Origin of the sequence: Reichenbachiella agariperforans (assembly GCF_900142205.1) — a bacterium.
GTDB lineage: Bacteria > Bacteroidota > Bacteroidia > Cytophagales > Cyclobacteriaceae > Reichenbachiella > Reichenbachiella agariperforans.
In genome coordinates this window covers 29,909-50,628 of sequence record NZ_FRAA01000013.1, presented here as the reverse complement: position 1 = coordinate 50,628, position 20,720 = coordinate 29,909, and the positions used below count along the sequence as shown (strand labels likewise).

General features: G+C 41.4%; 10 protein-coding genes. 6 read left to right on the top strand and 4 right to left on the bottom strand.

What is annotated here, in order from left to right; translation table 11 throughout:
• The first annotated feature begins 109 nt into the window (after positions 1-109).
• Entirely contained in the window at positions 110-13,843 is a 13,734-nt protein-coding gene (locus tag BUB99_RS19595; RefSeq protein WP_221407538.1) for a T9SS type A sorting domain-containing protein, read from the top strand.
• 239 nt (positions 13,844-14,082) lie between these two features.
• Complete coding sequence (locus BUB99_RS19590) at positions 14,083-14,550, top strand: CBS domain-containing protein (protein ID WP_073125575.1); 468 nt, start codon at positions 14,083-14,085, stop codon at positions 14,548-14,550.
• Between the two features lie 13 nt (positions 14,551-14,563).
• Here BUB99_RS19590 and BUB99_RS20710 read toward each other — a convergent pair whose 3' ends face one another.
• The 4 genes from BUB99_RS20710 to pdxR form a co-directional block, all read right to left on the bottom strand.
• Complete coding sequence (locus tag BUB99_RS20710; RefSeq protein ID WP_255416106.1) at positions 14,564-14,698, bottom strand: hypothetical protein; 135 nt, start codon at positions 14,696-14,698, stop codon at positions 14,564-14,566.
• 82 nt (positions 14,699-14,780) lie between these two features.
• On the bottom strand, positions 14,781-15,662 hold the full coding sequence (locus BUB99_RS19585; RefSeq protein ID WP_073125573.1) for a sensor histidine kinase: 882 nt from the start codon (positions 15,660-15,662) through the stop codon (positions 14,781-14,783).
• On the bottom strand, positions 15,662-16,798 hold the full coding sequence (locus BUB99_RS19580) for an FIST signal transduction protein (RefSeq protein WP_073125570.1): 1,137 nt from the start codon (positions 16,796-16,798) through the stop codon (positions 15,662-15,664). The genes BUB99_RS19585 and BUB99_RS19580 overlap by 1 nt, the downstream gene beginning before the upstream one ends.
• Positions 16,799-16,885: 87 nt before the next feature.
• A complete protein-coding gene (gene pdxR / locus BUB99_RS19575) occupies positions 16,886-18,310 on the bottom strand; it encodes a MocR-like pyridoxine biosynthesis transcription factor PdxR (protein ID WP_073125583.1) in 1,425 nt (474 codons plus the stop codon).
• An 86-nt stretch (positions 18,311-18,396) separates the two neighbouring features.
• On the opposite strand from pdxR, the gene BUB99_RS19570 reads away from it, so the two are divergent.
• Genes BUB99_RS19570 through BUB99_RS19555 form a run of 4 tightly spaced genes read left to right on the top strand, consistent with a single transcriptional unit; the run spans position 18,397 to position 20,675 of the window.
• Positions 18,397-19,059 carry a pyridoxamine 5'-phosphate oxidase family protein gene (locus BUB99_RS19570; protein WP_073125567.1) on the top strand — a complete coding sequence of 221 codons (663 nt, stop codon included), beginning with the start codon at positions 18,397-18,399 and terminating at the stop codon, positions 19,057-19,059.
• Between the two features lie 24 nt (positions 19,060-19,083).
• Positions 19,084-19,593 (top strand): gamma carbonic anhydrase family protein, encoded by a 510-nt coding sequence (locus BUB99_RS19565; protein WP_073125564.1) that lies wholly within the window; start codon positions 19,084-19,086, stop codon positions 19,591-19,593.
• Between the two features lie 34 nt (positions 19,594-19,627).
• On the top strand, positions 19,628-20,149 hold the full coding sequence (locus tag BUB99_RS19560) for a DinB family protein (protein WP_073125561.1): 522 nt from the start codon (positions 19,628-19,630) through the stop codon (positions 20,147-20,149).
• Positions 20,142-20,675, top strand: coding sequence for an acyl-CoA thioesterase (locus BUB99_RS19555; RefSeq protein WP_073125559.1), 534 nt, complete (start codon positions 20,142-20,144; stop codon positions 20,673-20,675). Before BUB99_RS19560 ends, BUB99_RS19555 begins: the two co-directional genes overlap by 8 nt.
• Positions 20,676-20,720: the final 45 nt, after the last annotated feature.

Here is a 20,720-nt window from a genome sequence, read left to right as displayed (position 1 = left end):
CAATAGTTATGCAGATGTTACTTTTAGCGAAGGCGTTTATAATACAAATGGAGGTAGTGGTGCTTTAGAGTTAGGAGATTTTTCACCGAGTCTAAGTGGAGGAGTGGCTGTGAGTCCTGTAATATCTTCTGTGACACAAAATGATAATGTTGTAGAAGGAAGTGCGAGTTCCTTAGTAGGAGGAGAGAGTGTCGTACGTATATTTTTCAGTTATACGAATACAGCAGATGGATCAGAGACATTAGAGATTGATTTGACAGATGGGAGTAGTGTCTATGATGTGAGTGGCAATGCCGCTGTTGCGGATCAGAGTGGCTTTAACACTGCAAGTCTCAATGACAATACCAGTCCAGCTGTTAGCTCAGTGACCACTGGTGATGACGATGGCGATGGACAGATTGATCGATTGATTGTCGTATTTGATGATCCTATTGATGGCAGTTCGATTGATGTAGACAATACAGGAGGATTTGATGATTTTACCAATTCGGGGGAGTCATACAGTATTGATGCTGTAACGGTAGATAATTCTACTCAGGTTACTCTAACGATCAGTGAGAGTGGTAGTGCTGATACGGACGCTACGCCAGATTTAGACATTGTAGCTTCCCAAATCACAGATGCTGCTGGCAATGTAGTCGCCGCTTCTACAGAAACTTCCGTAGATGGAGCTGCTCCTGTTTTTTCTGCACTATTACCGAGTGCTTCTTCAACTGTTTCGACCTCAGCAGTAGGCTACACGCTTTCGGAAACGATCACTGCAGGTACCGTAACTTTTGAAAGAACAGGAGGGACTGCAGATGGAAGTAGCCCTCATACAGCGAACCTCTCAGGGACTGAGCTTAACGGAGGGACTCGGGCAATTGATTTACTGACCGATTTACCAACATTGGTAGATGGTACGACTTACCGAATAGACTTTGATGGAACTGATGGAACGAATGTAGCTACCACAGTGAGTATTACGGATGTCACTATTGATTTCCCAGATATAGAGATCAGTAGTGCTACATGGAATGATACGGATAACAATGGTGAAATTGATCAAGTAATTGTTGCCTTTAACGTAGAGGTACATATTAGTGATCCTAGTGGAGGAGGAGATGGACTACCTAGTCTTGTGATAGCTGATAATGGCACTCCAATCAACCAGACCAATGCGGACTGGGATGATACAAGTGGACCGGCATTTGATTCGCCCATTACCATTGATCTTGCTACAGAAATCGAAAGAACAGATATCACTAATCTAACGGTAACCTATGATCAAGCAGCGAGTGGATATATTCGGTCACGGTCTGGGAGTATTGAACTTGCTGACGATGATGTAGCACAGAGTTATATAGATAATGCAGCTCCAGTAGTGATTAGTGCGGCATATTTAGATGTCAATGAAGATGGTACGGTTGATAGAGTGGATGCTACTTTCTCTGAAGATATTACAGGTTCGACGTATGAGTCTAATGATTGGAGTTTTGACACGAATGACGAGGGGTTATCTATCACTGGCGGATCTGTGTCAGGTACTGATGTGCAACTGACTGTGTCAGGAGCGACATCCAATAGCACGTCCATTGCTACTACAACTATACGGTATAGTAATTTAAATACCACAGGTAGTGTGACAGATGGTACCAATGCTTCGATTACTGGGACAGCAGTCAATGTGGATGATGCTGCGGCTCCTATGATTATAGCTGCTGAGACAGCAGATGAAGATACTAACGGGTTGATTGATCATCTGTATTTGACATTTTCTGAAGCGGTGGATGGTTCAGAAATCGTACTTGCTGATTTTGGAAATATAGACGGAGGAGGCATATTTGGTATTTATACCAAGTCTGCTATCAAAATTCAAAATGTTAGTTTTGGTGATGCTAATGATGACAATGAATTAGTATCTATAGAACTCACAGAAAATCCAGATGCAAATTCTTCTGCTTGGAATGAATATGATACAGAAGTGTCACCTTCTGTTGTATTAAATGCTACTTCGGTACCTGATGTCACGGGTAACACACTTTCGTCATTACAGACATTTATAGGAACAATTGATGGTGCAGGACCTGGTTTGTTAGAAGCGCTCACTTATGATAGCGATGCGGATGGGAAATCTGATAAAATGGAGCTTAGGTTTTCTGAGTCTATTAGTGATCTCAGTATGATTGATGCGTTTGGAGGATTTTCTGTAACGGATATGCTTGGAACAGATGTAGTCACTGGTTTTGCATCTAGTGTAGCTAATATCGCTACGGATACTGATAACAACGATGAGTTTGTCACGTTGACATGGACGCCTGTCAATACAGGCAGCTCTGGTGTATTTGAGTTAGACTTTACTGCTGGGGGTGATGACGTACAGGATTTGTCAACACAGTCCAATGTATTGGAAGATGTTACAGATTTTGAAGCAATGGATGGTGCTCAACCTATCATCCTTTCTGCCACTTGGAAGGATACGGATGTCAATGGATCTATTGATCAGGTAGAATTGGTGTTTGGTGAATCAGTATCGCTGACTGATGGTAGCACGGATGATTATTTTGTAATCGAAGATGCTAGTAATGTACCACACATGATTGATGCAGCAGTATATACTTTTAGTGGGACTACACTCTCTTTGAATTTTTTATCCGACGAAATAGTGGGAACTGGAATCTCTGGACTGGAGGTTTATTATAATGATGGAGGAACTAGTTCCATTTTGGAAACCAGTGGCAGTTTGAATGAAATGTCAGATGCAGAAGCACCAAAGCAATACATAGATGGGGCTGCTCCGGTTTTTACTGCAGTAGATGACAATGGTGGGGATAATTTATATGGGATTGGAGAAACGGTAATCTTAAATGTGGTGGTCTCAGAAGATGTAACTGTAACTGCCGATCTGACTACTTTGAATTCAGGGTTTTCTAATATCGCTCCTCTGAGTGGTGGTTCTGGAGCGTATAATCTGTCTAGGCTCAGTAATAATATGGATGAAGTGAACAATGCTTCCATTGTGTTTACTGCGAATGATGGTGTCAATGGGGATGTAACTAATACTGATTTTAGTCTTCCACTTACTATCTCTGTGGACAAACAAGCGGCAATTACGGTTAGCACTGTTGAAGGTGATGATTATGTTAATGGTACAGAAGACGATGCGAATATTACGATTCAGGGTACAGCAGTTGGTGTCAATGATGGCGCTTCAGTTACTTTGGAGCTATCTGATGGGACGAATGATTACACACCAGCAGGTGTGGTGGTCGCAAGTGAGGCTTGGAGTCATGCTTTTGATATCACAGGAACTTCACTGACCGAATCAGAAATAACAGTTACAGCAGATGTAACAGATGCTGCTGGTAATGTAGCGACTACTGCGACTCGGAACTTTGTGTATGATGTAACGGCATCCATTGCAATCAATGCGACGCTCGAAGGAGATAACGGAATCAATACAGGGGAAATAGCGGATGTTTTGATTAGAGGGACGAGTACAGGTCTGCCTGTAGGGACAACGATTACGCTGACGGTGAGGGATAAAGACAATGCAAACCCAATTTTACCAGCACCAACAGCAACTGTAGGAATTGGAGGCATTTGGGTGTCAGAAGAAATCGACTTAAGTGCTTATCCAGAAGGAACAGTCAACATACAAGCCAGTGCGACCGACGATGCGGGTAACAGTGCTACCATTAGCTCTACTCAACTTACCATCGACAACCTAGCCAGTATTACGATCAACACTGTAGAATCAGATGATATTGTAAATGGTGCCGAGGATGAGGATGTTTTAGTCACAGGAACTACCTCAGATGTCAATACCGTCGCAGATGATATTACGGTAAAGATTTCTGATGGGTCTACCACAGTAACGGCGTATGCAGATGCTACAGCTGGTTCGGGAGCAGGATGGACTATTTTGGGAGAAGAGCTTAATATTACAACGTTGCTCGAAGGGTTAATTACTGTATCGGTATCGATCACCGATGATGCTGGTAATACCGCTACTGCGAGTAAGCAACTGACCTATGACAAGAGTGCTACTGTTAGTATTGCGACACCTATCGAAGGAGATGGTTACATCAATAATGCCGAATCTGATGATGTCATTGTGAGTGGCTTTACTACGGGAGTAGAAAATGGAAATACAGTAGAGGTATACTTCAATGATACTGGTACGGGCCAAGTTGGACCTATTAATGCGACTGTAGCTAGCAATGCTTGGAGTATAGCCGCTACGGATATTAGTACTTTGGCTGTTGGTACCATTACGATTACGGCAGATGTGAGTGACAATGCAGGAAATGCTGCAACTCAGGCTACTCAAAGTGCTGAACTAGATAAGAGTGTAGCTTTGGCTATTGTGACTTTCGAGGCGAATGTGAGTGCTGCAGAAAGCGGAGCTATTGATGTATCTGGAACAACAGACGCTGAAGTAGGTCAAATCGTAGAAGTGACATTTTCTGATGTAGGGGATGCTAATTCAATTACCAAGAATGCGACTGTCGTGGCTGGAACGCCAAATATTTGGGCTTTAACGGATGTAAATGTCAGTGGATTAAATGATGGGCAAATAGATATCGATGCATCAGTATCTGATGTGTCAGGAAATACGAATACGGCTAATGTTAATTTTGATCTTGATAAAACGGCGACCATTGCCATTACGACTAGTCCGTCTATAGAAGGGGATGCTGTAGTGAATGCTACCGAATCTACCGATGTGGTGGTATCAGGTACGACGACTGAGGTCGAAGATGGAAATACCGTGACGGTTACTTTTTCCGATGGGACTAATAGTTTTGATGAAACAGTCAATGTAAATGCTAATGCTTGGTCGGTTACTGCTAATTTTAGCACGTCAGCGTTGGTAGAAGGGACGATCAACATCACGGCCAATGTCAGTGACGATGCAGGCAATGCAGCATCTGAGGCGAGTACGGCGGTTAGTTATGACAAGACAGCGACTGTGTCGATTAGTACAACTATTTCTACGGACAATTATATTAATTCTTCTGAAGATGGTGCCTTGGTTATTTCAGGAACAACTGGAAATGTCGAGACTGGCCAGACTGTGAGTATTACCTATGATGATGCCAATGTGGGTACTGCTCAGGTGACTTCTAGTGCTGTAGTGATCAGCAATGCATGGACATCTACAGATGCTGATATCAGTGGACTGGACGAAGGAACGATTACCATCAATGTGTCAGTCTCTGATCAAGCAGGGAATAATGCCACTGATGCTCATTCGACTGCTGTTTTGGATCAATCAGGAGATCTCCAAATTTCATCTCCATCGACTGTCGCAGAAAAAACAATCAACAATAGTGAAGTAGCCAGCTTCATGATTAGTGGTACAGCAACAGATATCGAGAATGGTCGTACAGTGACGATTACATTGACTGATGGAACAAATACGATCACGGAGACACCTACTGTGTTATCCGAAGCATGGTCTGCAACAGGGATTGATTTGTCCACTTTGGACGAAGGAGGAGTGGATGTTTCGGTAAGTGTATCAGATGTAGCAGGCAATAGTTATTCGGCTACCACTGCCTTGACTATTGACAAATCTATAAGTCTTGCCATTACCACACCAATAGAAAGTGATGATGTCGTTTCTCTATCAGAGTCTGAAACCGTTGTAGTTTCAGGGACTACCTCAGATGTAGAATCAGGTCGAACCGTAACTGTTACTTTTGATGACGGTACTAACCCAGTAGTGACTGCATTGCCGAATATATCAGGTAGTGCTTGGAGCACAGGTGATGTTGATATATCGGGATTGGACGAAGGAACCATCACAGTAACAGCCTCTGTGAGTGATGTAGCAGGTAATTCTACCAGTGACAATGAGACAGTTACCCTCGATAAATCAGCAAATATAACAGTTGGGACACCTATAGAAATAGATGATGTTGTCAATGGAGCGGAGGATCAAGATGTGGTAGTATCAGGAACAGTTACGGGTATAGAAGATGGACGAACAGTTTCGCTCAGCTTTGATGATACTAATCCAGCAACTACAGCAGTGAGTGCGAGTGCTACGATAGCTTCTGGAGCATGGACGAGTTCTGCTGCGGATATTTCTTCATTGCAAGACGGTACGATTACGATAAGTATTACTGCATCAGATGCTGCGGGCAATAGTTTCACGACTAGTGTTGATGTAGAGTTGGATAATCAAAACCCTTCTGTTTCATTCTCAGATGCACTGTCTGATCCTGAAAATGGAGATCCATTTGATGTCGTTGCTACTTTTAATGAGGCATTGACAGCAGCGCCAGTTATTGGAGACTTTACAGTGACCAATGGAGTAGTTGCCAGTGTGACTGCAGGACCAGGTACGAATAAGTATACTCTATCCATTAATCCTACGGATGCTTTTGATGGCAATGTGTTGATTAGTTTAAATGCTGCTACTGTGACAGATGTAGCAGGCAATACCAATGATGCTTCGGCAGATTATAGTATTGATTTTGACAGTATAGAACCTACAATCCAAAGTGCAAATACAGTGAGTGGGGCAGTATCCATCACGTTAACTTTGAATGAGAATATTTCGATTGACACGAATGAGCCTAGTGAGTTTACTGTCACAGATGAGGCGGGTACATCATATGCCGTTACAGGGGTTTCTGCTTCTAGTGAAAAACTAACATTGACCGTAGCGAGTTATCTCAACTCTATTGGGGATTTGACTGTTGCTTATGCTAAGTCGTCGAGTGTATATGAAGATGTAGCAAGTAATGCATTACAGTCAACAAGTGTAGTGATAGAAAGAGATATGACAGGTGAGGTTACTATAGTGGAGAATTCAACTGGAGTTGTTGGTGACAATGATGACGATGTTGCACTTTATAGATCAACGACTGATCCAAGTGCGTCAGTTCCCTTGACAATTAAGCCATCTATAGTTGGGAGTACAATCACCATTTATAGAGACGCGTCTTTGACTGATGATGTGTATCAAGCAACTGCAGTACCTTCTACAGGTATTTCACCTACGGTTGGAGATTTTATGTCCGAAGACATTACAGACTGGACGGGTTCTGATGACAATGGGGTGTACACGTTCTATATCACAGAGACATCTGTCAATGGTGTTAGTTCTAGAGGTCCTTCTATTGTGTATTCATTGGCTTTTCTTGATGATGTCACTAACTCGGAAGGACAGTCGGTATTTGCTGGAGAGAATAATGTAGGAACAGAGTTATCCGTCGTGCATCCCTCTGGTCAAAACGTTTCTTTTAATGGAAATGGCTTAAGTGGTTTTGAAAGTACTGCAGGTACGGCATCCATAGATTTTATTCCGAGTGTTGCCTCAGGTGGCACACACACGATAGATATCAATTGGGAAAATGTGACATCTGGAGTTGATGCGACATTCGAAGAGGTTCTTGAGTTTACAGTCAACGAAACAATTAACGTTTTTGAGTTAGGTCAATCAACCAATCTTTGTAAAACAGATACTGAAGCAGAATTGCAAGTGATCTTTAACCCATCGGGTATAGATGTAAATGGAACAGATACGGCTAACCCTGATTTTTATGGGCTAGAGGTGTATTATATTAAAGATGGTAGTATTGATACCAGTATAGGTGCTGTAGGGGGAGTCTCATCATCTACTGGTGGTAATATAGCGTCCACATTGTTGTCTTATGATGGGGCTTCTAGTTCAGGAGGGGATAATAGACCAAGTATTGTAGCAGGAACACCTTCATATTCGAATGGAGAATGGAGATTGAATCCTTCTTCTTTCACCAATTCAAGTACCGAGGTAGATACTTTACGGTTTGTATATATAGTATCTGCTGATGACGGTTCATCTCGATCTGTTGCGGCTGAAAAAGATATTTATTTGTATCCAGATCCTACATTGAGTATGGAAGGGGTAGATGCATACTATTGTGAGGATGATGAAAGTGAAATCACTGTTCAAGTAGATGTAGATGTTTATACAGGTAGTCCTGCCAATGGAGTTTCTACGGTAAATAATGGGTTTTGGATCATTAAATATACCGATAGCGGTAGGTCGACAGAATCTACTACCTATAATTATTCTAGTAGAGTGATTAATGGAACTGCTGCTCATTCTAGTACGAACAACCAGACGTTCTTTAAGCCAGTGAATTTGGGAGGGGATGGTTACTATACGTTGTTTTACGAATCGGCAGGAATAACACCTGGAGGATGTACATCTAGTGCGTCGGCTGATTTTGAGGTGCTTTCTACACCAGAGTTGCCTGTTTTGTTGAATGACCTGTCAGGTATTGGAGGATTAGACAGTGATGATGCCTACTATCTACAATATAATGCTGGAGATACGATTTCTGATTTTAGAGCGAAGGTAACGGGAGACAAAGTCGCTTGGTACAACAACCCTGACAAGTCTGGAGAAATAAGTAGTGTCACAGGAACAGATGGGTATACACTCGATTCATTAACGCTATTCAATACCTCTACTCCGAATGGAGGTATTAGCAAGGTGTTTTACTTGACAGAGTATGACTACATTGATATCAACTCATCTGGATTCACAGGCTGTGAGTCTGATGTAAGAAAAATCACAACTGTTGTTCATAACACTACTCCTGCCCCAGCATTGAATTTGTCTGGAGCTGGATCTAGTGGGGCTGCATTGGGCAATAATCAATATGTGTTTGAGTATTGTCAAGATGGTTCATTGAGTATAGACAATATTGTTTTGACAAATGATATATCAGCGACGAGATCTTATTTCTTTCTCATGGATGAAGATCAAACTGATACGATTCGAATCACCACGAATACAATTACACCAGCCTATTTAGGTTTTGATGGTGATGTAGGTAGTGATACATTGGTCTATATTGTTCATGTACAAAATGATAGTACTTACCTAGATAGTAATGCGGAATTTGCTGGTAGCTATAGTGATACGACCAAGGTTGAGTTCTTTTCTTATATAGTTCCGAGCAAGCCAGATACTACAGAGTTTACCAATGGACGGACTGAGTACTATCTATGTAATGGAGATAATTTGGGTACTATAGCTGCTCCAGGCTTAGATGATACCAAATATAACTGGTACACAGATGATGGTACAGGTTCTGGCCCTAGTTCTACATTGATCACGGTAGGGTCATTTAATGACGTGACGGTCAAAGAATCGGAGTTAATTGCTGAAGGAGGTTTTAGTAATACAACAGCTGCTACAGATACTACAGTGTATACTTATTGGGTCACTCAAACTACTAATGTCAATCAAACTTCTGGTTATTCAGGATGTGAAAGTGAGCCAGTGAAAGTAACCATTACAGTATTCCCTGACCCAGCAGCGCCAGTGCTAGTAGCAACAGCCAATGATCAAGATGCGACGGACGATATGGAGTTGAGTGTTTGTGAGGGAGATCTCAATGCCCTCTCGATTTCATTTACCGGGAGCCCAAATGCTGAATTTTTATGGTATTTGTTAGATGGATCTATGAATAAACCTACCAACCCACGATATAGGACGAGTTCGAACACTGTGACGGGTTCACAGTTGGGTATATCAGATGCTACACAAGCCAGTGATGGTAGTATTTATTTCCTTGTTTCGCAACTAATAGATACAGTGAAGGTTGGTTCCGAATTTATCCATGATGGATGTGAGACTTTAGAAGCAGATATGGTCACCGTGAAGATTAATGTGTTTGATGTGCCCAGCAAGCCTGTAGAAGCTTCTTCTGCTATTACTGATTTTTACTATTGTACGGGGACAACTGTATCTGACTTGAGGGTAACTGGAGAGGATATTTCGGGAGAATTATTTTTTTGGTACGAAAATTTATCAGACATAGGTGTAGCTAGTGCTCGTATAGATACCACAGACAATGACGCAACTACGGCTACAATATTAGATGCTGTACCAACGAATGTATTAGGTTTAGATGGTAGTCCGAGTGCTGGGGATTATACCTTTTATGTCACACAGGCACAGGATATTAATAACCCGCACTTTACAGGGTGTGAGAGTGAACCATTGACTATCTCAATACATATTCTGTCAAATCCTGCTGCTCCAGTCTTGAACTTGACATCTGTCGCACTATGCGACAATGGAGCTAGTACTATTGTTCCTAATTTTCAGGTTCTTAATTCCGCGGGAGGAACATACAATTGGATTCAAGAGGATGTAAATAGTATCAATGATGATTTTGATGGAGCGGATGTGTATCGCTCTGAAAAGTCTTTAAGCAATGTCTTTACGCCTTTGTATGCTAATATGAGGGTTGCCAATGTTAATACTGATCAAAATCACTATTTAGTGTCTCAACTGACTAACGAGAATATCAATTCCTCTGGGTTTGCAGGATGCGAAAGCTCTTATACGTCGTTTGAAGTTGTGGTTAATGATATACCAACTACACCAGTAGTCGCGGGTACAGATGCTGATGGTAACTTTTCCTATTGTTCTGGAGAGACTATCACTACACTGGTTATTGAAAATACATCGGATTACAACGGTGCGACATATAGTTGGTATTCAAATACGGGGCTGACGGCTTTAATATCTAGTTCTCAAAGCACAGATGGCTCGGAGATTTTAGCTGATGATCATCCGTCATTCCCTACTATTGATGACAATACAGATGTAGACTTGAATTACTTCATTATCGCTACTGAAGATGGGTGTAAGAGTAGTGAGTATGATACAGACTTGAGGACTGAACTTACCCTAAGTGTCAATCCATTGCCTGCATTAAGTCTCAATATCCCTAACATAGAATCAGGATCAAGAAGTGAGGCAGGAGAGTATTGTGTGAGTACTGATGAGGTAGAGTTAATTGGTGTAATAGGTCTTAACCCTGCAAATTCTGGCGTCTTCTCACTGAGTACGGATAATACAGCTATCACGAATTATAATGATGGTACTGCAGGCTTTTTGCCAGGTGTAGCGCATTTTGCCACTGATGACAATGGTGTCATTGGAGTAGAGGAAGGGGGGAGTTCTACCACACACACTGTAACTTTTACTTATACGGATCCAGGGACAGGGTGTACTAATGATGTTAGTGAAATGGTTGTGGTCAATCCACTTACAGAACTGAGCCTGAGCAGTGTTCAAACGACAGGTTTTGACTCTTCGAGTGAATTTGCTATTTGTGATTCTTTTGGAGATTTTATTGTTGATGGTACCGCGGTAGATATTGGAGGTGATGATGGTAAATTTTTCGTCAATGATATTATTATACCAAATTTATCAGGGAGTATTTCTAAGGCTACATTTGAACCTTCTAGATGGGGGAATCATGATACCGAAGGTATTAAAGTAACTTCGACCGGTGTAAGTGCTGAATATGTTTTGAGATATGAGTATGCAGATCAGCGTGGATGCTCCAATTCTGTAGAAAAAGTAATAACACTTTATGATCAGCCAGAAGTTGAATTTATTGTAGACGGAGGGTGTGTTAATCCTAGTATTGATTTTTCAGCTTCTGTCTCTACGAATTCACGTTATGATGAAGGAGAGTTGTCTTATTATTGGGCTTGGGAGACCGAGGGGGGAGCCGATGTGCCCTTGTATGACGAGTATAATGAAACTGATGAGGGACAAAATGTATCAAAGAAGTTTGAGTTAGTAGGGGTTAGAAATGCACAGTTTGTTGCCAAATTATATGCTGACTACACCAATTTTGTGACGGCTAGTAGTATGGACTATTGTCGATCTGAGTTGAGCACAGCGCAAGTGGATGTTAAAATTAGTCCTACTGTAGCTTTTGTTTGGGAGTCTGTGACTGCTGGACAACCTACGACATTCGTTATTGATGAATTACTTTTAGACAATGCTGATATTGATCGAATAGGTTTGAGGTTTGAATCAGGAGCGGATACTGTTTGGACAGACGCAACATTTAGCAATGAAGCTAATTTTACACCTGTGGAGCATCAATATGATACCCCAGGCAATTATGAAGTGTCTGTTACATTGGCTACTGACGCTAACTGTGCTACGACCTTGACACGTGATGTAAATATCTTGCCAAAGATAAAGGTGACCCCAGATCAGCCATATATTGAGACTTTTGAATCTGGAAATTTTGATCCTGATGAGGATGGTTGGTATGCAGAGACATTGAAGGATAATGCTCTATTAATAAATGATTCGACAGGACTATTGGCATTGAGAGAAAAGAGTTGGGTTTGGAAGTCGGTAGACTTTGATGGGATAATTGGTTCTGATCCACAGAAACCAACTACTTCAGGTCCGTATATTTGGTCTACACTCTATACTCGTGATGACGCATCTGTTGGCTACTTTGGAGCAGAGGACTCATGGTTGTATAGCCCGTCTTTTGATATTTCTGAAATGGAGAAACCTATGGTGTCCTTCAATGTGCTGTATCAGTTTGAGGACTCTAAGGATGGTGTAGCGATACAATATAGTGTAGATGATGGTACTTCATGGAAAGTACTCGGATATAATGATGGTGGAGTCAATGGAATCAAATCTGGACTTGAGTGGTACAATTGGGATAATGTAGGTTCAGACCCTGGGCAACAACAGGAACCACAGAATAACAATACGCTGACTTCTACAGGGTGGTCAGGAGCCGCAGATCAGTTGACTTGGGCATCTGCTAGGCATAGTTTGGATGGTATAGAAGGTGATTTGACCAATGTGCGGTTTAGGTTTGCAATCGCATCTACAGCAGTGACAGGCTCTTCTACAAAGCCTTTTGGATTTGCTTTTGATGACTTTTCGATTCAGGAACGTTCTAAAAATGTGCTTGTAGAGCAGTTTTACAGCATTTCAAATGATGAAGGAGCAGATGATTATAATACAGCAACTGCTAGTTTGGATAGTGAAATATCGGATGTACTTATTAGTGCGGGATTATCCGAAGATCAATTAGGTATTGCTTATCATTTGAGTTTTGATACAGATGTTAAAGATCCTTTTTATGTACTGAATACCTCAGATCCAGGAGCAAGGCGTAGTTGGTATAATGTAGATGCCGTAACATCTTTCCTAGACGGGAATGAAGGGTCTGATGTGTTTGAAAATGGAAATCCGAACCAAAAGAATCTATTGACATGGACTACTAATGATTTGATTTTGAGTTCGTTGGGTAATCCAGGTTTTACTATTGATATTGAAGGGGATGCTTCTGCTTCAGAGAATGAGGTACAAGGAGCTATTACTTTTACAGTGAATACACCAGAAGGAATAGCAGAAGATGAAGAATTGATCGCGTACGTTGCGATTATCGAGCAGAAAGTTGTGAAGTCCATTGGAGGAGTTGAGGAGCATAGGAATGTACTTCGAAAGCTGTTGCCAGATGCTTCCGGACAGTATATTAAGCTTTCTACGAATCTAGGTATGAATGAAGTGCTACCGATAGGGTCGCCGACTGATGCAGATGGAGATGTGTCCACACTGAATGTTCAATGGGATTTGTCAAATATCGCAGATGATGATCAATTAGCAGCGATCGTATTTATACAGAACAGACAGACGAAAGAAGTGTATCAATCTGAAATTGTTAAGGCAGGAAGTTCTGTAGCGGGTGCAGCTTTCGTGAGTGGAAAAGCCTCTGCTAGTAATGGGGTTCTCGGCACTGGAGAGGAAGTTCCTTACCTAGATTTCAATATGTATCCTAACCCTTCAGACCAAGAAATATCTGTTAAATTTACTTCTGAAATGAATGAAGGATTAGAATGGGTGGTTTTTGATCAGACAGGTAGAGTTTTTGAGAAAGGACAAGTTCAATTAGGTGCTGACACCTTTAGATTGAAAACCTCTGATTTTCCATCAGGAATATATTTTCTATCGATCAAGGGAGAGCTACATCAGTTTGATTATAAGAAGTTTATGGTACATCATTGATGATGTCTTAGTTGATTTTTAAAGAGCTCTGTTTGTACTGCGAATAGAGCTCTTTTTGGTTTTAGGCGAACACATGATAGCATTATGATTCCTTATGTTCAATGATAAGTTATGAAACCAAGCAGTTGTAATATAGTTTGGCTATGATAATTTGACTTATCTTTCTTTTATTCAAAAGGTTATGTTTGTGTTTAAGGCCGTTATTTGTTATCTTATACATTCACCTAAATCCTACTGTCATGGTAAAAAACTATCGTGGTGTGCAAATGCTGAAGCCAGTTGCCACCGACACGCAAAGAATATCAGTTAGAGATTACATGTCTACGAGACTCATTACTTTTCATCCAGAGCAATCGATTATGGAGGTTGTCGAGAAGTTACTTGCCAATCGTATTTCGGGGGCTCCAGTAGTCAATAGTATGGGAGAACTCGTAGGGGTTATTTCTGAAGGGGATTGTCTGAAAGAAGTAGTCAAAGGGAAGTATCATAATCTACCAATTTTAGGAGGGAAGGTAGAGGATCATATGGCTACTAATGTTATGCAAATACACCCAGACACAAATGTGTTTGAGGCAGCTAAAATGTTTTTGGAAATGAAAATTAGAAGATTTCCTGTTCAGGATGATCATGGTCGACTGATTGGGCAGATCAGTCAAAAGGATGTGATGAGAGCGGTAAAGAATTTGAAAAGTGAGAACTGGCACTAAAAGCAGTTCTGATTTAATGTTTGTCCTCGTGTTGTTTGATGTTCCATATATCTTCGTGCTCGTTTTTGTGCGATCGAGTGGCTTGAAAGCCAAATATCGATAGGGCAATTAGTGCCCAGCCAAAAGCTAAAATCTCTAATGAATCCATTTCGGTGTTGTTTATAGCCTCTATGTAGACAAAACCATACCAGAAAATGAATTTGTATCTCTAACTAAGCATTTACTTATACCTAATGTCGTTCTAGGTTAGGTATAACAACACTAAACCGTGTACCCATACCTAATGTAGATTCCACACTGATACTCCCATGTAGCTTTTGAATAGCCTCTTTGACGATGTATAATCCGAGACCAGAGCCTTTTGAATCAGGACTTGCACGATAAAACATGTCAAATATTTTTTGCAGATAGGTGGCATCTATACCAATGCCATTGTCTTCTATCTGTACAGTCATCGCTTTCTCGTCTATCATGGCTTCTATGTTGATGAAGCTGTCCGAAAGGCTAGCGTTTTGGTATTTGATAGCGTTTGAAATCAGGTTGTTAAAGATGATTGTAAGTCTTCGTTCGTCGCAGTAGAATTTTTCTTTTGCGTCTATATTGACTAGTTTGAGGAGTGTAGAGCAGCCAGGTAGATAGTTGAGGTGTTTGAAGGATTCGTTGATGATCTCCCCGATATCTACTTCCTTCTTTTCGACATCCAGTCGAGAGTTTCGCGAGTAGTCTATGATATCACTGATGAACTTGTCCAGGTTAACAGTGCTGTCGCGCAGTAGTTTGAGATAGCCTTGAATATCGTATTGTTTGTTTTCCTTTTCTATGATATTGAGTAGACCAAGGATAGAGAGCAGAGGGGCACGTAGATCATGCGAAGTACTGTAGACAAACCGATCCATCTCCTCATTGATTTTTTTAAGCTCCTGATTGGCATCTAGCAGCTCTTCCGAGCTTACATTCATGACACGCTCTATAAGTTCCTGATCTCGCTCAAAATTCGTGTAGGTTTGACTAATGTCATTCAATAAATTATTGAGTCCTGCTGGGATTGGGGTATCGCTGGCGTATTTATTGATCTGTTTTTGGAGTAAATGATGTAAGTGATTTGAATCCATTAATTTTCTCTAAAGGCTGTGAATACCAAACATTGGTTGTGAACTTCACTTTTTGAATTAGGTTGGTTGGGAGATATTTCTCCATGTGAATAAAATCCCATCATGGGTGTTTCGTAGCTGAGAATCGAATTTACAGATTCTATCTCTTCACAAACCCAATCCTTGAGAACATTTCTTCTCCCAGAGCAATTTACCAACAAAAGAAAATCAGCTTTTTGATCGTCTAAAGGCTTTAAACTATGATTTGCGGCTTCTTGTGCCGATGAGAGTAGAGAAGAGATGTTGGTTTTCATCATCCGAATATTATCTCCAATAGAGAAGCCACTCGAAAAGGTAATAGACCCATCAGGATGTAACTCTATGGCTGATCTTACAATTCGTGGATCTGATGCTACTCGTTTGATCCCTAAAGGGAATTGAGAAATAGCTTGGTCTACATCATCAACTACGTGCTCTAAGTATTGTTGGTAGAAGTGGTAGGCACTCTTATGATCTATCTCGTATAATCGGTTGTTTTCTGCCTTTGTGATGGTTTTTTCCGCTCCGAAACTCGTCCATCCTCGTGCGATACTATAACCTACTTGTAGGTTTTCTCCACTGAACCCTATGCCAATTAATTGTCCTTTTTTAGGAGGTCCATTTAGTCCGACAAGAGAAGTGTCGGTATCTTGATAGATACCGGGTAATCCTCCAGTTACAGGAACGTGTTTTGCTAAGTTGATGTGGATACCAGTCATCAAGTCACTACTTTGTAGATTTTTACTGTCTGAGAATACAAGTAGATGGGTAATAAAATCTTTATCCAGATCTGCAGACAAGTGTGTACCTGCATCAAAACTGTCTTTTACTTGATTGATATCTATTTGGACACACTGAATGTCTGTTTTCTCAAAGTAGAGAGCAGATACAATTATTTGTTGATCGACCAATTTTCCATTTAGAATCTCTCCATCACTACCGCAGGTGATGATGTCAGCATTAGGATATTTGGCTCTGAGTTCATCGTAGCGTGTTGGATCTTGGATGAGATCAAAATTACCAATAGCAAATACGAGGTTGGCTGTATCACTTAGGTTTTTGTCCGATATGGATTGCCATTTGTCTTTAGGAGACCATTTGATTTGCTCTACCTGCATGTATTCTTAATAGGTTTAAGTTGTTTGATTCTGTATCAGAATATAGCGCATCAATATAATGAATCTGAATGTTTTGAAGTCTAGAAGTTATGTGTTTTTATGTTTTAGCCAGTGTATAGAATCTTGTAAGACTGTCAAGTGATGATCAATTTCATCTTCATTCAAGGAGGCAAACCCTAAACGACACTTATCTTCTTCGGAATAGGTGTCTACATCTAGGTGTAGATGCTGTTTTAAAGTTGTTTCTTTAAGTGTTTTGACCTTTAGATTATGAAATTTAACCCAGACCGCCATCCCTCCGTCTGGTGTTTCAAAGGAAACTTGATCAGAGAATTTATGCTGGAGTGTTTTGCAAAACAGGTCTCTACGATCTCTATAGATTTTGACTGCTTTTTTGATGGAGCGCTGGATATCACCGTCTTCTATCAGTATAGATAGAGATTTTTCGATGATGGGGTCGCCTCGTCTGTCTATGAGTTTTCTGATTGTTATGCAGCGCGAAATGATGTCCGGATGAGCATACATATACCCCATTCGAATAGAAGGAGCGAGAATTTTGCTAAATGAACCAATATAGATAACCTGCTGTCCTTGATCTATACTAGCGATAGGAAGTATGGGCGAACCTGCGTAGTGATAGTCATAGTCATAATCATCCTCTAATATATAAAACCCGTGGTGCTGTGCCAGTGCGAGTAGTTTGAGTCGATGTTCGATGGGCATAGTGACAGTAGTAGGATAGTGGTGGTGTGGACTGATGTAGATGGCTTTGATTTTTTGTGTTACTATGATAGATTCTATTTGATCTATATCTAGTCCATGCCGTGTTACCTTAACTGGGACGAGTTGTCCGCCTAGATATCGAATGGTCTCGTTGGCGGATTCATAGTTGAGATGCCCGACAATGACCCGATCTCCAGGGGACAGGATGACCGAGCAAGCTAGAAATATTGACATTTGACTCCCGCGAGTGATGATTAGATCATTTGCAGTAGGAGTAAGTGCTCGTGTATCATTGAGGTATTTGGCGAGGTTTTGTCGTAGAGATACATGACCAGCAAAATGACTTCCTGTCAAGACTGATTTACTAAGCTTGCTTTCGGTCAAGAATCGAGCAGTCTTGTAAAGAGCCGTGACTGGAGCGATACGATAGTCGGGTGTGCCATCATTGATTTGGTGCGTTTTGACTGCTAGAGTTGTTGGGGATTTAGGACTGGATGGTCGTATGAACCCTAGGGGTTTAGGTTTTAGGATTGGGAGATTTTTTTTGACGAACGTTCCTTTATAGGGGATGATTTCAATCCAACCTTGAGAGAGTAGTTCGTCATAAGCGAGTTGTACTGTTTTGCGATTGAGTTGTAGTTGTTCTGCTAGTAGTCGGCTGCTGGGGAGTTTGGTGCCAAGCGTGACTCTACCACTGGAGATTTCAGCGGTGATGTCATCTGCAATTTGTAAGTAAACCGCCCGTCGAGTATCTGGTGTGAGTCGAATGATCGTTTTCCAAGGTAGCATATCTGGACCATCTTTTAGTTTGAATCTGGTATACAATGATAATCCACTGTTGTGTTAGTATTGTTCAAGAATTTAAAAATAATGAGATGACACAGTTTCCAAAAGAAGCAAAAAACAAAGTCGTAAGAGGTGCAAAGAGAGCTACTTATGACAAAGAAACTATATATGAAATACTCGACGCAGGCTTTCTATGTCATATTAGTTTTGTGATGAATGGTGAGCCTTTTATGATCCCAACGGCTTATGCTCGGTCAGGGGACAAAATATACATCCACGGTTCGGTCAAGAGCAGAGCAATCAAACAAACCAAGGCGGGAGCACCCATATGTTTTTGTGTGACTCATCTCGATGGGCTGGTGTTGGCACGCTCGGCATTTCATCACTCGGTTAACTACCGATCGGCTATTATTTATGGGCACGCCAATGAGCTAGTCGTTGATGCGGGTAAGAACGAGGCACTGCATTTGATTACAGAAAATTTCCTAAAAGGACGGTGGAATGAGGTGCGTCAGCCGAACCAAAAGGAGCTAGATATCACTTCTGTACTAGAGATCAGTATCGAATCGGCATCTGCCAAAATCAGGACAGGCTCCCCAGTAGATGATGAGGAAGACTATGCACTAGATATATGGGCGGGAACTTTACCTGTAGAAACGCGCTATGCTGCACCCGTGGATGACACAAAGTTGCGTCCAGGGATTGCGACGAGTCCATCGGCCAAGCTTGCATGGGAGGAGTCAAAAGAATAGATTTGTTTCAAACATGAAACTATTATGGCATTGATCAGAGAATTGCTGGGGAAGACTCCAAAACAGGGAAAAGATTGTTGGTTTGCAGAGACTGCAGTAGTGATAGGAGACGTGACGATGGGGGACAACTGTAGTATCTGGTACAATGCTGTCCTACGTGGTGATGTAAACTCTATCACTATTGGTCATAACTCTAATGTTCAGGACAATGCCATGATCCACTGCACTTATCTCAAAGCACCTACTGTCATCGGTAACCATGTCTCTATTGGTCACAATGCCATCGTGCATGGTTGTACACTGGAGGATAATGTACTGATAGGTATGGGAGCAATCGTGATGGATCATGTAGTGGTAGGTACTGGCTCTATTGTGGGAGCAGGTGCAGTCGTGTTAGAAAATACCATCATAGAACCTGGCTCTGTCTATGTGGGTAATCCCGCACGAAAGGTCAAGGATATAGGAGACAAAGGGACGGCCGAGATACAACGCATCGCAGGCAATTACCTGAAATATTCGAGCTGGTATAAGTAGAGGAAATTCAAACCCAAGATTAAAATTAAAAAACATGACAATAGCTAAGCCAACAAATGATGAATATGGAGCTTTCTATCAAGGCTATATCGATCATGTGATCGAAGAAGTAGACATTTTAGAAACACTGAAAAATCAACGTGATGAGTGGGTAAAATGTTATGAGTCCCTGGATGAGGAAAAATGGAACTATGCCTATGCTGAGGGTAAATGGACGATGAAACAGTTGTTACGCCACGTTATCGATACGGAGCGTGTGTTTGGCTATCGAGCGATGTGTATTAGTCGTGGCGATCAGACGCCTTTACCAGGTTTCGAGCAGGATGACTATATAATAGGGGCAGAGGATGATGTCAATACCTCTCAGGATTTACTCACGGAGTTTATCCAAGTTCGAAATGCCAACATGAGTATGATACAGAACCTAACGAAAAATCAGCTCCAAAAAACAGGTACAGCAAGTGGACAGAAAACTTCTAGCCGTGCTATCGTATATATCCTAGCAGGACACATGTCCCACCATATGAACATCATTAAAAATCGATACAATGTTTGAATTCGACCCCAACAAACGCTACGAGAAAACCACCAAGACAAGATCTGTTATTCGTTTTCAGGATTGCGATCCACTCAGACATTTGAATAATGCCAAGTACTTTGACTACTATTTCAATGGTCGAGAAGATCAAGTACCCAAGTTGTATGGACTCCAGAACTCTGAGATTTATCAGGCATTTGATGCGGTATGGGTGGTGTACAATCACCAAATATCATACCTGAGACCCGCAGGGATGGGTGAGTGGGTGCATTTACACTCAAGAGTCATGTGGTATGACGAACGTTCTGTAGTGGTGGAGTACTTCATGACGGATGATGACGAAACCCACCTCAAAAATATCCTATGGAGCAAACTTCGATTTGTGGATAATCATGGCAAGTCTACGCCACACCCACCTAAGTTGATGGAGTTTCTTTCTACCGTGTCATTTGATGACTATCTGGATGGTAAACCACTCGATTTTGATCAGCGTCTACAGGAGGTCAAGGAGGAAGTGAAAAACAAGCAGATTCGCTACTATTAGAAGACGAGTAGGTGGAATTAATATGCATTCAGTACGGTATGCTTC